The sequence below is a fragment of the Streptomyces sp. NPDC057939 genome (assembly GCF_042887545.1).
Taxonomy (GTDB): domain Bacteria; phylum Actinomycetota; class Actinomycetes; order Streptomycetales; family Streptomycetaceae; genus Streptomyces.
Genome location: NZ_JBHVPG010000007.1, coordinates 1 through 16,727, shown reverse-complemented (window position 1 = coordinate 16,727; position 16,727 = coordinate 1). Strand labels below are relative to the sequence as shown.

General features: G+C 74.1%; 6 protein-coding genes. 4 read left to right on the top strand and 2 right to left on the bottom strand.

Annotation, left to right across the window (positions count from 1 at the left end; translation table 11 throughout):
* The first annotated feature begins 165 nt into the window (after window positions 1-165).
* Window positions 166-8,640, top strand: a complete 8,475-nt coding sequence (locus ACFVS6_RS10555; RefSeq protein WP_389702539.1) for a type I polyketide synthase — start codon at window positions 166-168, stop codon at window positions 8,638-8,640.
* 51 nt (window positions 8,641-8,691) lie between these two features.
* Here ACFVS6_RS10555 and ACFVS6_RS10550 read toward each other — a convergent pair whose 3' ends face one another.
* Window positions 8,692-10,398, bottom strand: a complete 1,707-nt coding sequence (locus ACFVS6_RS10550; protein WP_389702537.1) for a CocE/NonD family hydrolase — start codon at window positions 10,396-10,398, stop codon at window positions 8,692-8,694.
* Window positions 10,399-10,615: 217 nt separating this feature from the next.
* Between ACFVS6_RS10550 and ACFVS6_RS10545 the strand changes: the two genes are divergently transcribed.
* On the top strand, window positions 10,616-11,452 hold the full coding sequence (locus tag ACFVS6_RS10545; RefSeq protein WP_389702535.1) for a serine protease: 837 nt from the start codon (window positions 10,616-10,618) through the stop codon (window positions 11,450-11,452).
* A 156-nt stretch (window positions 11,453-11,608) separates the two neighbouring features.
* Window positions 11,609-12,712, top strand: coding sequence for a polyprenyl synthetase family protein (locus tag ACFVS6_RS10540; RefSeq protein ID WP_389702533.1), 1,104 nt, complete (start codon window positions 11,609-11,611; stop codon window positions 12,710-12,712).
* On the opposite strand, the gene ACFVS6_RS10535 is transcribed toward ACFVS6_RS10540, so the two are convergent.
* Complete coding sequence (locus tag ACFVS6_RS10535; protein ID WP_389702532.1) at window positions 12,713-14,491, bottom strand: FAD-dependent oxidoreductase; 1,779 nt, start codon at window positions 14,489-14,491, stop codon at window positions 12,713-12,715.
* A gap of 483 nt (window positions 14,492-14,974) precedes the next feature.
* Between ACFVS6_RS10535 and ACFVS6_RS10530 the strand changes: the two genes are divergently transcribed.
* A complete protein-coding gene (locus ACFVS6_RS10530) occupies window positions 14,975-16,483 on the top strand; it encodes a GMC family oxidoreductase (protein ID WP_389702929.1) in 1,509 nt (502 codons plus the stop codon).
* The last annotated feature ends 244 nt before the right edge of the window (window positions 16,484-16,727 follow it).

The window sequence follows — 16,727 nt, the reverse complement described above, 5'->3', positions numbered from 1 at the left end:
TAAGGTTCTTTGAATGGTTAGGTGTCTCCATCCTGCACAGATGAACTTGCGGCCTGTCAAGGAGCCCTGCCTCTCCCTCGCCCGCCGAAGAACCGAGGCGCCGATGGAACCCGAAGAGCCGTGCGGACATCTCAACCAGGGGTCCACTCAGGAGGTTTCGGACGGGTGAGTGATCAGATGCGTACGGGCGAGGACATCGTCAGGCCGCTCCCGGTGCTCCTGCGCGAGCATGCCCGGAGCAACGGGGAGCAGGTCGCCTTCGAGGATCCCCGTACCCGGCTGACCTACCGCGATCTGGAACGCAGAACCCGACGCCTGGCAGGGCGCCTCGCCGGGCTGGGCCTGGCGCGCGGCGAACGGGTGGCGATCCTGCTCGGCAACCGCGTCGAGGCCGTCGAGAGCCTGCTGGCCGTCACCCGGGCGAGCGCGGTGGCCGTGCCGCTGGACCCCGACGGCTCCGGGCCGGAGCTGGCCCACCTGCTGGACGACAGCGGAGCCCGCGTCGTCTTCACCGATTCCGCCCGGCTGCCCCGGCTGCGCCCGCTCCTGGAGACGCGCCCCGCGCTGATCGCGCTGGTGGTCGCGGAGGCGGAGGAACCACAGGGGACGAACCCGGTCGCGGCGGCTCCGGACCACCCGCGTCCGGGGAACGCGGACCATGTCCCGCTCGACTACGCGGACTTGGTGAACACCGAACCGGGTACGCCCGCGCCGGACGACCTCGGGCTGGACGAGGTGGCCTGGCTGCTCTACACCTCCGGCTCATCGGGCACCCCCAAGGGCGTGCTGCTCACACAGCGCAACCGCCTCGCGCCCGTGGCCGCCGGACTCGTGGGCGTCCTCGGGATGTCCCGGCAGGACCGACTGCTCTGGCCGCTGCCGCTGCACCACGCCATGAGCCACGTGGTCTGCGCGGTGGGGGTGGCCGCCACCGGGGCGAGCGCCATGATCCCGCGCCGCTTCACGGTGGCGGAGGTGCTCGCCGAACTGCGCCGTACGGACGCCCCGTACACCCTTCTCGGCGGGGTACCGACCACGTACTCCGCCCTGCTCGACGAGGTGCGCGCCGAAGCGACACGTCGTACGGGTCAGGTCGACGACGAGCGCGACCGCCGACCGGCACCGGGTCTGGGCACGCCCGCCCTGCGCGGCTGCGTCAGCGGCGGCGCCTCGGCGGGGCCCGCGTTCCGCAGGGAGTTCGAGCAGGTCTGCCGCGTCCCCTACCTGGAGCACTACGGCAGCACCGAGGCGGGCCCGGTCACCATGGCGGCGCCGGGCGACCCGACGACGGCCGAGTCCTGCGGCCGGGTGCTGCCCGGCACCCGGGTCCGGGTCGGCGGCGGGGCGGACGGACAGGACGTGGGCGAAGGGGAGTTGTGGGTGAGCGGACCCGGCGTGACGGCGGGGTACCACGGCAGTGCGCAGGCCACCGCCGCGGTACTGCGCGACGGCTGGTTCCGCTCCGGGGACCTGGCCCGGGTCGACGGTCGTGGGGAGCTCGTGATCACCGGTCGGGCCGGTGATCTGATCATCCGCGGCGGGGCGAACATCCACCCCTCGGAAGTGGAGGCGGTGCTGCGCGGGCTGCCCCAGGTGGCGGACGCCGCCGTGGCCGGCCGCCCGCACCCCGCCTTCGGCGATGTGCCGGTCGCCTTCCTGGTCACCGAGCCCGGCCGCGTCCTCGATCGTGCCGAGATCCTGGCGGCCTGCCGCCGGGAACTCTCCCTCCACAAGGTGCCCGCCGCCCTGTACGAGGTCGAGCGCATCCCCCGTACCTCGTCCGGGAAGGTACGCCGGCCCGCGCTCGCCGACCTGGCCGGGCGGCTGCTGGACCACCCCACGGCATCGGCGGGGGACGCGACGGCCGACGTACTGGCCCTGGTGCGGCGCACCGCTGCGGACGTACTGGGCTGCGCGCCGGAGGCGGTGGAGCCCGGGACCGCGCTGCGGGACCTGGGCATGGACTCGTTGGCGGCCACGGTGCTGCGGGAGCGGCTGGCCGCGGCGACCGGCATCCCGCTCTCCGAGGCCGCCGCCTTCGACTTCCCGACCGTCGCCGCCCTCGCCGCCCACCTCTGCACGCTGGGCGCCGGCGCCGGGGAGGCCGACACCGGAACCCCGTTCCGGGACCTGGCCGAGGCCCCTTCCGGCGGCAGCGACGACCGCGACGCCGACGCCGCCGACCCGGTGGTCATCGTGGGGATGGCCTGCCGCTACCCGGGCGGGGTGAGCACCCCGGAGGAGCTGTGGCGGCTGGTGGCCGACGGGACGGACGCCATCGGCCCGTTCCCCGCGGACCGGGGCTGGGACGTCGACGGGCTGTACGACCCCGACCCCGACAGCCCCGGCCGGACGTACGTCCGCGAGGGCGGTTTCCTGCACGGCGCGGACCGCTTCGACGCGGGCTTCTTCGGCATCTCGCCCCGCGAGGCGCCGGCGATGGACCCGCAGCACCGGCTGCTGCTGGAGGTGGCCTGGGAGGCCGTCGAACGGGCCGGGATCGACCCCCGGACCCTGCGCGGTTCGGCGACCGGGGTGTACGCCGGGCTGATGTACGGCGATTACGCCGCCCGCTTCGCGGTGACGCCCGAGCAGGTGGAGGGGTATCTCGGCATCGGGAACGCGGGCAGCGTCGCCTCCGGCCGCATCTCGTACACCTTCGGCCTGGAAGGGCCGGCGATCACCGTGGACACGGCCTGTTCCTCGTCCCTGGTGGCCATGCACCTTGCCGCCCAGGCGCTGCGCCGCGGCGAGTGCGCCCTCGCGCTGGCCGGTGGGGTCACCGTGATGTCCTCGCCCGCGTCCTTCGTGGAGTTCAGTCGGCAGCGGGCGCTGTCGCCGGACGGCCGCTGCAAGGCGTTCGGGGCGGCAGCCGACGGCACGGGCTGGGCCGAGGGCGCCGGGATGCTGCTGCTGAGCCGGCTTTCGCACGCGCGTCGTACCGGGCTCCCGGTTCTGGCCGTGGTCCGCGGCTCGGCGGTGAACCAGGACGGCGCGAGCAACGGGCTGACCGCACCGCACGGCCCGGCCCAGCAGCGGGTCATACGCCAGGCCCTGGCCGACGCCGGGCTGGCGCCCGCGGACATCGACGCGGTCGAGGCCCACGGCACCGGCACCCGGCTGGGGGACGTCATCGAGGCGGAGTCGTTCCTGGCCGTCCACGGACGCCAGTCACGGCAACGACCGCTCTGGCTCGGCTCGATCAAGTCGAACATCGGCCACACCCAGGCCGCCTCCGGCGTGGCCGGAGTGATCAAGATGGTGCAGGCGATGGCGCACGGCGTGCTCCCGCGCACGCTGCACGCGGACGAACCCAATCCGGCTGTGGACTGGCCGTCGGGGCGGGTGGCGCTGCTGACCCGGGAGGTGCGGTGGCCCGCCGGCGACCGCCCGCGCAGGGCCGGGGTCTCCTCCTTCGGCATCAGCGGGACCAACGCGCACGTGGTCCTGGAGGAACCCCTACCCGAGGACCGCCCCCGGGCCCCCCGCCCCGCACCGACCGCCCCGGCCTCCGGTGCCGTTCCGGTCCCGTTCGTACTGTCGTCCCGGACCCGGTCCGGGCTACGGGAACAGGCCCGGCGGCTGTCCGAGCACCTGTCCGCCACCCCGGAAGCGGAACCGGCCGACATCGGCTACTCCCTCGCCACCACCCGCTCGTCCTTCGAACACCGGTCCGTGCTGGTGGCCCGGGACCGTGCGGAACTGCTCGCCTCGCTGCGGGCACTGGCCGAAGGAGGGCGCCGGCCGGGCGTCCACACCGGCGCAGCCCGCCGGTCCGGCCCCCTGGCCTTCCTCTTCACCGGGCAGGGAAGCCAACGCCTCGCGATGGGGGCGCAGTTGTACGGACAGCGGTCGACGCATCCCGCGTTCGCCCGCTCCTTCGACGAGACCTGCGCACTGTTCGACCCGCTGCTGCCCAAGCCCCTGCGGGACGTGGTGTTCGCCTCCGACGACACCGAGGCCGACGCCCTCCTGCGCACGACCCGGTTCGCGCAACCGGCGATCTTCGCCCTGGAGACGGCCCTGTTCCGGCTGCTGGAGTCCTGGGGCGTGCGCCCCGGCCTGGTGGCCGGGCACTCGATCGGCGAGGTGGCCGCGGCCCATGCCGCCGGGGTGCTGTCCCTTCAGGACGCCTGCACGCTGGTGGCCGCCCGGGGCCGGCTGATGGACGCGCTGCCGGGCGGCGCGATGGCATCCTTGGCGGCCGGCGCGGACGAGGTCGCCGCCCATCTGGCGCGGACGGGACGGCCGGTGGAGATCGCCGCCGTCAACGGGCCGGCCGCGGTGGTCGTCTCCGGGGACGAGGCCGCGGTGCGCGAGACCGTCGCGTACTTCCGGGACCTGGGCCGATCCACCGCGCCGTTGCGCGTGAGCCACGCCTTCCACTCCGTTCACATGGAGCCGATGCTGGCCGAGTTCGCCGCGGCGGTGAAGGGCCTGTCCTTCGCCACTCCCGCGCTTGCGCTGGTCACCGCCGTGGAAGGGCGGCCGGCCACCGATGAGGAACTGCGCACCCCGGAGTTCTGGGTGGACCACGTGCGCCGACCGGTCCGGTTCGCCGACTCGCTGACCCACCTCCGAGCGCGCGGAGCGGCCCACTTCGTCGAGCTGGGCGCGGACGGCGTACTCACCGGCCTGGCACGCACCTGCCTCACCACACCGGAGCCACGGCCCGCGACCGCCCCGCCGACCCAGTCCGCCGACGCACCGGAGGCCGGAGCGCCCGCGCCGCTGATCCTTCCGACGCTGCGCGGCGCACGGCCGGAGTCGGGCGCGTTGCTCGACACCGTGGCCGCGCTGCACGCGCACGGCGTTCCGGTCGACTGGCGAGCCGTCTTCACCGGGCACGGGGCGCGACGCACCGCGCTACCCACGTACGCCTTCCAGCGCCGCCGGTACTGGCTGGACGCGGACCCGCCGCAGAGGACCGCCCCCACGCCGACGCCCGTCCCCACGGCCCCGCCGGCCGGTCCGCCCCACCCGCTCCTGCCGTTCCGGACGGCCACGGCCGACGACGACGGTCTGTTGCTGGGAGGGCTCCTCTCCCTGCGCGACCAGCCCTGGCTGGCCGAGCACACCGTGGCCGGGGACGTCCTGGTGCCCGGGACCGCGTTCGTGGAGATGGCCCTGTACGCGGGCGAGCGGGCGGGAACGCCGGTCCTCGACGAACTCACCCTGACCGCACCCCTGCCGCTGCCCCCGGACGCGGACGTCGAGCTCCAGATGAAGGTGGCGGGCCCGGACGGCGCGGGCCGGCGGACCCTCACGGTCCACACCCGCCTCCACCGCGCCGCGGCGGCCCCGGGTCCCTGGCGGCGGCACGCGACCGCAACCCTCGTACCGGAAGCGGAAGCGGAAGCGGAAGCGGCCCGGGAACCGTCCGTCGCCCCGGCGTCGGAACACCCCTGGCCCCCGCAGGGCGCGGTCCCGATCGACCTCGACGGAGCCCCGGCGGGGGGAGCGCCCGGCGGCGCGTACGCACGCCTGGCCGGTGCCGGGCTCCGCTACGGGCCGGCCTTCCGGGGACTGCGCGCCGCCTGGCGCCTCGGTGACGAGGTGTACGCCGAGGCGAGCCTGCCCGAGTCCGCCGGCCTTCCCGCGACGGGGGAGGGGGCGGCGGGCTTCGCCCTCCATCCGGCGCTCTTCGACGCCGCCCTGCACACCGTGGCGCTCGCCGAACTCCCCCCGGGTGAGGGCGAGGTCCGGCCCGGGACCGCATCGGGCGGGGGAGCGGCGGCCCTGCCGTTCGCCTTCTCCGGCGTACGCCTGCACGCCTTCGGCGCGCGGCGGCTGAGAGTGCGCATGACGCATCCCGGCCGAGGGATCCCCGAGGCGGGGGGCGGGATCGGGCTGGAGCTGACCGACGAGGCCGGCGCGCCCGTGGCGACGATCCGTCGACTGGCCCTGCGCCCCCTGCCGCCCACCGGATCCGGTGAGGTGCGACCTCCCGCCGCCTCGCTGTTCCGGGTGGACTGGACGCGGTTGCCGCAGCAGCCCGCGGTGGTCGGCCCCGTGCCCAGGTGGGGCGTGCTCGCCGACGTCGATACCGCTACCGGTACCGGTACCGATGCCGTTAGGGGTGTCAATGCCGACACCGGCGTGGTCGCCGAGTCGTACGACGTCCTGGCGCCCGCGAGCCACGGCGTCCCGCGCTACACCGACCTCGCGGCGGCCGCCGCCGACGCACCGGAGGTCGTCGTGGCCCTCTGCCCGCCACCATCGGCGGCCGACGGCGCCGTGGATCCCGCAGCGCAGGTGCACCGGGCGGCGCGATGGGCCCTCGCCCTGGTGCAGGAGTGGCTCGCGGAGCCCCGGCCGGCCGACTCACGCCTCGTGGTCGTCACCACCGGCGCCATCGACACGGGTGAGGCCGGGACCCGTACCCACACGGACGCCGGTGCCTGGACCGGTACCGCCCAGGCAGCCGTCTGGGGACTGATCCGCTCCGCGCAGCGGGAGAACCCGGACCGCTTCGCCCTGATCGACCTCGACGCCGACCCCGACTCCGCGGCCGTGCTGCCCGCACTCCTGGCGGACGCCCGGCCCGAGACGGCCGTACGGCGGGGCGTGGCTCACGTCCCCGGAATCGTCCGCGTACCGGAACCGGCGGCGGACGCTCCGCGTCCCGTACGCCGGCTCGACCCGGAGGGCACCGTCCTGATCACCGGGGCGACCGGTTCCCTGGGCATGACGGTGGCGCGCCACCTCGCCCGCACCTACGGGGTCCGTCATCTGCTGCTCGTCGCGCGACGTGGCTCCGACGCGCCCGGAATGACCGAGCTGTGCGCGGAGCTCGCGGAACTGGGCGCCCGGGTCACGGTGCGGGCCTGCGACGTCGCCGACCGGCAGGCACTCGCCGCCCTGCTCGGCGAAGTACCGGCAGCCCACCCGCTGACCGGTGTGGTGCACACCGCGGGGGTGCTCGACGACGGCATCCTCGCCGCGCTGGACGGCACACGGCTCGACCGTGTGCTGCGGCCCAAGGCGGATGCCGCCCTGGCCCTGCACGAGCTGACCGCTGACCACGAACTCGCCCTGTTCGTCCTCTTCTCCTCGGTGGCCGGAGCGTTCGGCTCCGCAGGCCAGGCCGGCTACGCGGCGGCCAACTGCGTGCTGGACGCCCTGGCCCGCGAGCGCCGACGGCTCGCCCTGCCGGGCACATCGATCGCCTGGGGGCCCTGGCAGCAGAGCGGCGGCATGATGGCGCACCTCACGGAGCTGGACCTCCGGCGGATGGCCCGCGCCGGATTCGCCCCGCTCGCACCGGCCGAGGGCCTCGCCCTGTTCGACGCGGCCGTCCGCGGCGCAGACCCGGCTCCGGTGGCGGCCCGCCTCGATCCGAACCCCGCACCCGGCGTGCCTTCCCGCACGGTCGCCACCCGACCGACCGGATCAGCGGGGCGGACCGGGTACGCCGGTGGGACCGGAGCGGCCGTACCGGGTCATCGGTTCGACGTCCCGGTTTCCGAGTCGCTCGTCCGTCGGCTCGCCGACGCGCCGCCCGCCGAGCGCAGCGGCCTGCTGCTCGCCGAAGTGGGGGCGCTGGCGGCCGAGGTGCTCGGTCACACCGAGGACGACGAGGCGATCGACCCGGACGACCTGCTGGCCGACCGGGGGCTCGACTCCCTGGCCGCGGTCGAGCTGCGCAACCGCCTCGCGTCCGCGACGGACACCGTGCTCCCGCCCACCCTGCTGTTCGACTTCCCGACCCCGCGCGCGGTCGCGACCCACCTGGCGCAGCAATACGAGGCGCCCCCGACGGCGACGCCGACGCCCCCGACGCCGGCCACCGTCACCGCGGCGGCCGAATCGGCGGGCGACACGGAGTTGCCCGACTCGCTGGCCGGGCTCTTCCGTGCCGCCTGTGAGCGTGGACGCAGCATGGAAGCGATGGGGTTGCTCACCCTCACCGCGCGGCTCCGCCCGGTCTTCGACCGCGGCGAGGCGCCGGGGGCGGTACCGGGGGCCGTCCCGCTCGCCGCGGGCGGCACGGAAGCCCGGCTGCTCTGCTTCCCGGCGCTCAGCGCACTGTCCGGACCACAGGAGTACGCCCGCCTCGCCCGGGGACTGGCCGGCCTCCGGCCGGTCACGGCCCTGCCGCATCCGGGGTTCCGGCGCGGGGAACGGCTGCCCGCCACACTCGACGCCTTCGTCACCGCCCAGGCCGCCGCCGTCCGCGCCGCCGCGCACGGCGAGCCGTTCGCCCTCCTCGGACGCTCGGCGGGCGGATGGGTGGCCCAGGCCGTGGCGGAGCGGCTGGCGGCCGAGGACGCGGCCCCGGTCGGCGTCGTCCTGCTGGACACCTATCCGGCCGCCCGCGCCGAGGCCGACGAGGCCCTCGCCCCGATGACGGTCGACATGCTGCGCCGCGCGGCCCGGTTCGCCTCCTCCGACCCCGACCGGCTGACCGCCATGGCCGGCTACTTCGGCCTGTACTCGGGATGGGGCCCGACGGGGCCGGCGGCCCCGACCCTCTTCGTCCGGGCCGGGGAAGCCCTGCCCGGCACGGCGCCGGCCCCCGCCTGGCCCCTTCCGCACGCCGAGACCACCGTCCCCGGCGACCACTTCACCCTCCTGGAGGGACACGCACGCTCCACCGCCCATGCCGTCCACGACTGGCTGACCGCGCTGCCCCACTGATCAGAGCCGACCGGCGGACACCGGCCGGTCGGGCACGGGCTCGTCATGCCCTCAGGTGCTCGCCGGGATGACGGGCAGCAGCAGATGCGCCGGCCGGTCAGGTCCCCAATGCAGGGTGCAGCGTCCCCGGGCGCGGGTCCGGTAGGAGGCCGGGAACTGACCGGTCAGCGGGTTGCGCGGGGACAGCCAGCGGCCGGCGATCACCAGCCGGAGCTGTTCCCCCGCGCGGAACAGGGTCGAGGAGGCCCCGAGCGCGACGTCGACGGGGACGACCTCCCCCGACGGAACGGGTTCGCGCACCAGACAGGCCGGCACGGGCTCGAAGGGGCGCGACAGGTCGGGGTCGAGCGCCCGCAGCGCGAGGTTCTGCCATCCGGTGGCGACGCGGTCGCGGCCGTACCCGTAGGAGCCCTCGAACGGTACGAACCGTCCCCCGTTCCACTTCTCGACGCCCACGACGAGATCGAGGTCGTCGGCGTCGTGCAGCTCGACGTACAGCCGCAGCGCCATCGGTCCGGTGAGTTCCGTGTCCTCCGCGACCGTCCAGCCGAACCGGGCGCCTTGCCGGCGGACGTCGAAGGAAAGGGCTCCCGGCGCGGCCGGGGGATCGGCCGAGAGACCCCGGGCCGTGAGGTATTCGGGGGTCCATCGGGTGCGCTCCAGTGGCCAGGACTCCTCGTCCCGGACCTCCATCACGTGGTCGGCGCGATCCCGGACCTCCAGTCGGACCCGGGGCAGTCGCGGCACGTCCAGCCCCTTCAGATGGCGTTCGAAGAAACGCAGTTGGGCCGTGCGGGCCTCCTGGTCGTAGAAGACGGCCCACTTGCCGCCGCGGTGGGTGTACAAGTGCCGCTCCGCAGACGCGATCCGCTCGAATCCGGCGAACGACCCGCGACTGTGGAGGTTGTTGTCGGAGAAGCTGCCGCAGACCAGCGCGGGCACCTCGATCGCGGACAGGTCCGGGTCGAGGGACCGGTACCAGGCATCGATCACCGGTCGACGGGAACTCTCCCGCCGGAACGAGTAGGCCTGCCGGACCTTCTTCAGACCGAGGTCCCACAACCTGAGGAATCCGTTCTCCTCAACGCCGCCGGGGCGCGCCAGCCCTCGGTAGGCGTTCGTGAACCCCTCCCACGGCGCGATCGCCTTCAGCGACGGCGGGTGGGTGGCAGCCGCCCGCCACTGCGTCAGCGCCAGATACGACACCCCGAGCATCCCGACGGCCCCGCTGCTCCACGGCTGGGCCCCGGCCCACTCGATCAGGTCGTGGACGTCCTCGCCCTCCTGGGCGGACAGCAGCGACCCGACGCCGTCGGACGTGCCCGCGCCCCGGACGTCGCAGTTCACCAACGCGTAGCCCTGCCCGACCCACCACACCGGGTCGGGCCCCTCCCAGGTGGTGAGCGACGAGAAGACCAGCGGCCCGGTCTGGCGCATCACCCGGTAGCGGAACGACAGCTTGGGACGACCGGCCGCGTTGAACTCGGCGAGGTCGTCCTTCCCGTACGGGTGGGCGAAGAGGATCACGGGTACCGGGGTGCTGTCATCCGGCGGCCGGTACACGTTGACGCGCAGAACCGTGCCGTCCCGGGTGACGACCGGGCAATCGTTCTCGACACGCACCCTGCCCGGCTCCGGTCGGTACACCGAGATGTTCGGGCGCAGCATGCCCGAGAGGCGCCCGAGGGCGTACCGGCCCCGTCCGGGCCTGCTCCACGGCTTGTCGAGCCCGGCATCGTCCTCGTGGCCACTGCTCATCGGAACCGCTCCCGTACCCCCGAGTCCCTGATCCGGCACTCAGGACAAACGATGGCAAGGGGCCGAGCCGTCGGCAACTCGGGGCCGCCGGCTGCGGAACGTAGCCGTCCGGCTCCGGAACGGCCTGTTCGCGGCTCGCACAGGCCCCCTGCGGACTGGCAGGCTGCGAATCGATCGCGCCCCGACCGAAAGGGCGCGCCGGATCGGGGGAGTTGCCATGGCGTGGACGGGTGGCCGGGGGCGGGTGGCCGGGCGAGTCGTGGCGGTGCTGGCTGGCCTGTTGGCCGCGGCCGGGCTGGTGACCGGTGGCGGGGCGGCGGCGGTGTCCGTGCCGCGACCGGTCACGCGGGTCGTGGGCGGGACCGACGCCCCCGCGGGCGCGTACCCGTACCAGGTGTCGCTGCAGAAGCAGAACGCCGGGGCCTGGCACCACTCCTGCGGCGGCTCGGTCATCGGCGAGTGGTGGGTACTGACCGCGGCCCACTGCCTGACCGGAACACCGGCCGCCGGACTGCGGGTCGTCGTGGGCTCGAACACCCTGACACCTGCGGGCACCGCGTACGCGGTGCAACAGACGATCGTGCACGAGGGTTACGCGCCCGGGGCGCCCGGTACGCCGAACGACATCGGGCTGGTGAAGCTGAGCACACCCTTGGCCTTCACCGCCCTGGTGCAGCCGATCCCACTTCCGGCGCTGCCGGACGTCCTGGGCGGCAGCGCGACCCTGACCGGCTGGGGACGGCTCAGCGGCGGAGGCCCGTCGCCGAACACCTTGCAGCAGGCCACGCTCACCGTCCTGCCCGTCGCGACCTGTCAACTGCGCTGGCTCGGACAGAACATCAGCCTGGTGAACCACCTGTGCACCTTCGACAAGGCGGGAGTCGAGCTGGGCCGCGGCGGCTGCGCCGGCGACAGCGGCGGCCCACTCGTCCAGAACGGCCGCCAGATCGGCATCGTCAGCTGGGGCGCCGAAACATGCAGCACCAACTACCCGTCCGTCCACACCAACACCGGCGCCTACCGACTCTGGATCACCGGCAGGACCGGCATCTGACCAACCCGCCCCGCACGCATCACCCACGCGGCGGGTCAACTCGCCGGTTGTGGCGGGACCGGTCCGCCGGGCCGTTGGTGCGCGTGGCCCGGTAACCTCCTGCGTGTTGTGTGCCCTGCCGCCCCGGCCCTCCCGTCGGCCGCCTCCGGAGGATTCGTGTCGGTCGCCGCTCGTCGCAGCCCTTCCAGGGTCCACACCCTCCTCGCCGAGGCCCGACACCGTACGGACGGGGTGATCGCCCCACTGTTGCAACGGGTGGACCCGGCCGCGGCGAGCGTGCTCGCCTACCAATGGGGATGGCGGGACGCCGAGGGAAGTCCCGTGGCCGAGGGCGGTCGCGGAAAGACGGTACGGGCGGCGCTCGTCTTCGCCGCCGCCCGCGCCGCGGGCGGCGCTCCCGGCGCTGAAAGGGACCCTCTGGTGCGCGCCGGGGCGGCGGCCGTGGAAATGCTCCATGCGCTTTCCCTGCTCCACGACGACGTCATGGACAAGGACGAGGTGCGGCGGGGCCGGCCCGCGGCGTGGCGCGTGTTCGGCGTCGACGCCGTCGAATGCGCGGTGCGCGCCCTCACCCCGCACGCCCTCGAACTGGGCTTCCTCGACGCCCTCCGGCTGCCCGGCTCGGCGGCCGACCCCGGGCGCCTCCGAAAGCTGCGCGCGTCCGCTCGGGTCACCGGCCTGCTCGGGGACGCGCTCGTACGCCTCGCTCAGGGGCAGGCCCTCGATCTCGCCCTGGAGGACGAAGCGTGTCCCGAGGTGGGCGCGACCCTTCGGGTGCACGCGGACAAGACCGGCTCGCTGTTCGCCTGCGCCTGCGCTCTCGGCGCCGCCCCCGACGCGGCCGGCGATCTGGCCGCCTTCGGGGAGCATCTGGGCATCGCCTTCCAGATCGTCGACGATGTCCTCGGTCTCTGGGGAGATCCCGCGGTGACCGGAAAACCGGCCGGAGCCGACCTGGCGGCCCGCAAGAAGTCCCATCCGGTGGCGGTCGCCCTGGCCGAGGACGAGACCTTGCCCGAGAAGGCCGTCACCGGTCGGCTGCGCGAGCTGTACGCGATGCCCGGGCCGTGGACCCCGTCGCAGACCGGCGAGGCACGCCGGCTGTTGGACCGTAGCGGTGCCCGAGCCGTGTCGGAGGCGGCGGCGCGGACCCATGAACGGACGGCGCTGGACGCACTCGCCCGGGTCTGCCCGCCCTCGCAGGAGGCCGGGGAGGACCTGAGGGACCTTGCCGCCTTCGTCATCGGCCGCACGCACTGATCACCGGGGTAGCGGGCCCTGCGCCCCGCTCCGTTGCCGTTCCCAGGGGGCCGGGCGGTCGAAGGCGTTGGGCAGGCCCGCCGCGTTCAGTTCGTCGTCCAGACGACGGAGCCCGGCGAGTTCGGCAGGCTGGTCCCGGCCGCGCACGACGCACGCGGGCGCCCGCGAGCCGGCCGTCGACAGGAGGGCGTTGACCGCGGCCTTGGCGCTCTGATCGGCGGCCTCCATGGTCGCGAGGTTGAGGTCGACGTCCACGTGGTCGCCGGCCTGGAACAGGTTGGGGACCTTGCCCGCGGGCCGGGGGCGCCACCGCCGGGAGCCGGCGGTGCTGATCAGGAGCGGCTCCCTGTTGCGGGCGAGGCCTCCGGGCTCCGTCGGCCACGCGATGGCCGGGTCCGTGAAGCAGGAATGCATCAGGTCCTTGTGGAGCAGGTCCCGTCCGTCGCGGCGCAGCGAATCCGTCAGTTGGTGCCACACCTCCGCGATCGCCTCCTCGCGGGTGCACGCGCGGGCCGGCTTCCCGGTCAGCGGGCCGGGCACGTCCCAGGCGGACACATCCACGGACAGACAGTCGCGCACCGCCCCGTCGCCGTACCGGTTCGGGAAGTCGATGTCCGACCAGAACTGGGCCTGGGCGATGGAGGTGAGGGCCCAGGGCGAGTCGACGTGGATGACGTGGCCGCGGACCAGGGGCGTCCGCTCGCGCAGGAAGAACTGCACACCGGTCATCCAGTCCGTCTCCAGCCGGTCGATGCCGGCCAGGGAGTCGTCCAGCTCGCACACCTCGGGACCGAGGGTGCGTACGGCGGCCTCGGCCGGTACGGCGCACACGAACCAGTCGGCCTCGATCTCGTGCGGAGCGCCGGACGGGGTGCGGACGGCGGCGGCCCGCACCGCACCGCGTGCCGTCCGCAGCCCGGTGACCCGGTGCCCCACGAGGAACCGGACCCCGAGCCCGACCAGGTGGTCCGCCCACGGGCCGATCCAAGCCTCCGTCGTGGGTGCGTCCAGGACCCGGTCCGCCTCGGCGTGACCGGGCCCGCCGAGCAGTCCTGACCAGAACTCCACCTGGGTGCGGCCGATGGACGCCACGCTGGCGACCTCGGCCTTGGCCGCGACGAGGCTGCGGGTCGGGCCGATCACACAGAGGCGCCGGTACTCCTCCGATGCGGTGGCACCGGCCGTGAAATCCCACCAGGACGTGTTCTCGAACTCGCCGTCGTGCCGGGCGGTACCGCTGGTGGCGTAGACGAGCAGCCGGTTGGCGAAGTGCGCGCTCTCCTCGGCCGAGAGGCCGGGGGTGCGCGCCAGCAGCCGCCCCACGGCCCGCAGGGTCGCCTCCACGGTCCGGGTCGCGGGGCCGCCGGAAATGTCCACGACCACCCCGTCACGGCCCCGGTCACGTGCGTACAGAACCTCCGACGTCGCCACCAACCGATCGGCCACGGTACGAGATGCGGACCCACCTCCGGGGGACGGGATCCGAGCCATCGTCTCGGTGACGTTCCGGTAGAAGCCCGGGAAGAAACGGAAACCGTGTTCCCCCGGCAGGTCGCGGCGCCCGTCCCGGCCGGTGCCCAGGACCGGGATGCTACGGGCCTTGCCGCCCAGGGCACGGGCCTCGACCACCGTCACGGAGAAGCCGCGCTCGGCCAGTTCCAGCGCAGCGGTCAGACCGGCGGGGCCGCCGCCGATCACGACCACCCTGCGCCCGGCCCGCGTACCCGCCGACGCGCTCGCCACCAGGCCGGTCCCCGCCACCCCTGTTCGCGCTCGCACGCACGCCCCCCGATCCGTCCTGTCGCGGCGCAGAAGGTCTGGGCACGCCCGGGAGCAACATCACCACATCGGCGCGTACGCAAGCCAACGATGGCCTGCCCCCTCACCGGCCTCCGCGGTCCGCCCCTCATCTGGCGCTGAGGTTCCGAACGAACGTCGCTGAGGTTCAAGCACGTGCCGTGTCGGCGTTCCTAAGCTTCGACGGCAGAAGGAAAACCCGGGCCGTTCGCGGACGGGTGCGCACCAAGGACAGGAATCCCGAGGACCCTGATCCACCGGCGCCCGCCCGCTACTGACCAGCCGGTTCAACGCCTTCCGCACGCCGCGCTCGGAGGTGGCCGAGCTAGGCACCGGGCCGACCGGAAGAGAGCCGTCCCAACTCTTCGGGCCCTTGAGTACATGTAAGCAAACCAGCTCTTTGATCGTCGATGAGCCCCTTTTGAGACCCGGTGGTCGGACAGTGCCGCCGTGGGAAGCGGAGACATGATGGGCCAGAGTCCTTATGACCATGTCGTTGTGGGAGCGGGGACAGCGGGGTGCGTGATCGCCTCCCGGCTCTCGGAACGCCCCGGCGTGCGCGTGCTGTTGCTGGAGGCGGGAGCACGGAACGCGACCGAGGCGATGGCACCCCCCTGGGGGTTCCTCGGGTTCGACCCGTCATCCCTGTGGCTGGGCGCCTCGACCGTGCAGGCCGGTACGGGCAGGACCGCTGACGTGCTGCGCGGCAAGGCGCTCGGCGGATCGTCGAGCATCAACGGCCTCTACCACCTGCGCGGGCACCGCTCCGGCTACGACGAATGGCCCGAACTCGGCGCCCCGGGGTGGGGTTTCGACGACCTGCTGCCCTACTTCCGCCGCAGCGAAAGCACCCGCGACCGTGACGCCTCCTTGCGGGGCACGGACGGGCCGGTCGTGGTCGCCCCGGTCCAGGACCCCCATCCCCTGGCCGCGGCGGGCGTCGACGCCGCGCTGCAAACCGGGTTCACCCGGGCCGATGACATCGGCGGCGGGCTGGAGACCGGCTTCGGGTGGAGCGACATGAATCTGCCCGGCGGCGCCCGCCAGAGCGCGGCCGACGCATACGTCCGCCCGTTCCTCGACCGGCCGAACCTGGACGTCGTCACGGACGCGACCGTGCGGAAGCTGCGCATCGCCGCGGGCCGTTGCACCGGCGTCGAGTACACCGTGGGTGGCGAGCACCGGTCCGTCGAGAGCGCCGAGGTCATGGTGACCGCAGGAGCGATCGGTTCCGCGCACCTCCTGATGCTGTCGGGGATCGGCCCGGGACGACACCTCGGCGCGCACGGCATCGACGTCGTCGCCGACCTGCCGGGAGTGGGCTCCCACCTGCAGGACCATCCGATGGCGGCGGTGGTGTACGAGGCCCGCCGACCGGTGCCGTTCGTTCCCGCCAACCCGCCGGCCGAAATGATGGGCCTGCTGTACAGCGACCCGGCCGCGGCCCGGCCGGACCTTCAGGTCTACGTCGTCGCCGCCCCGCTCCCGTCGGCGTGGGGCCGGCCGCCGGCCGACGGCTACTCCATCGCCTTCTCGGCGATGGCTCCGCACAGCAGCGGCACCGTGCGCCTGGCGGACGCGGATCCCGCCGGCGCACCCGTCGTCGACCCCGGCTACCTGAGCGACGACCGTGACCTGGAGGTCATGCGCAGGGGCTTGGCGGTCGCACGCCGCATCGGGGAGGCCGACGCGTTCGCCGACTGGCGCAAGCAGGAAGCGGTGCCGGGCTCCGGGACGCGCGGCGAATCCGTGGACGAGTTCATCCGCAAGGCCACCGGCCCCTACTTCCACTACACCGGCACCTGCCGCATGGGAACCGACGCCGACGCCGTCGTCGACCCCGCGAACCTTCGCGTACACGGCATCGCGGGACTGCGGGTCGCCGACGCCTCGGTGATGCCGTCCATCCCCTCGGCCAACACCAACGCCACCGTCTACGCCATCGCGGAGCGGGCTGCCCAACTGCTCGACTGAGCCTTCTTCCGCGCCCACCTGCGCTCCCACGGCGCGCTTCATCCGCCGTCGCGTGCCGCATGCCGCCGCGACCCGGCCTCGTCACCCCTCCTCAGACAGGAGCACCACCATGTCCGAAACGCTTCAGCCCAGTGGCGATCCCGCCTCCGCCGCCTCCGATGCCCACCTGCTCGACGAGACCGTGATGGTGGTGCGTGCGGCCGGTGCGGCGTTGCGTGAGCGGTTCGGGGAGGTGGTCCGTTAC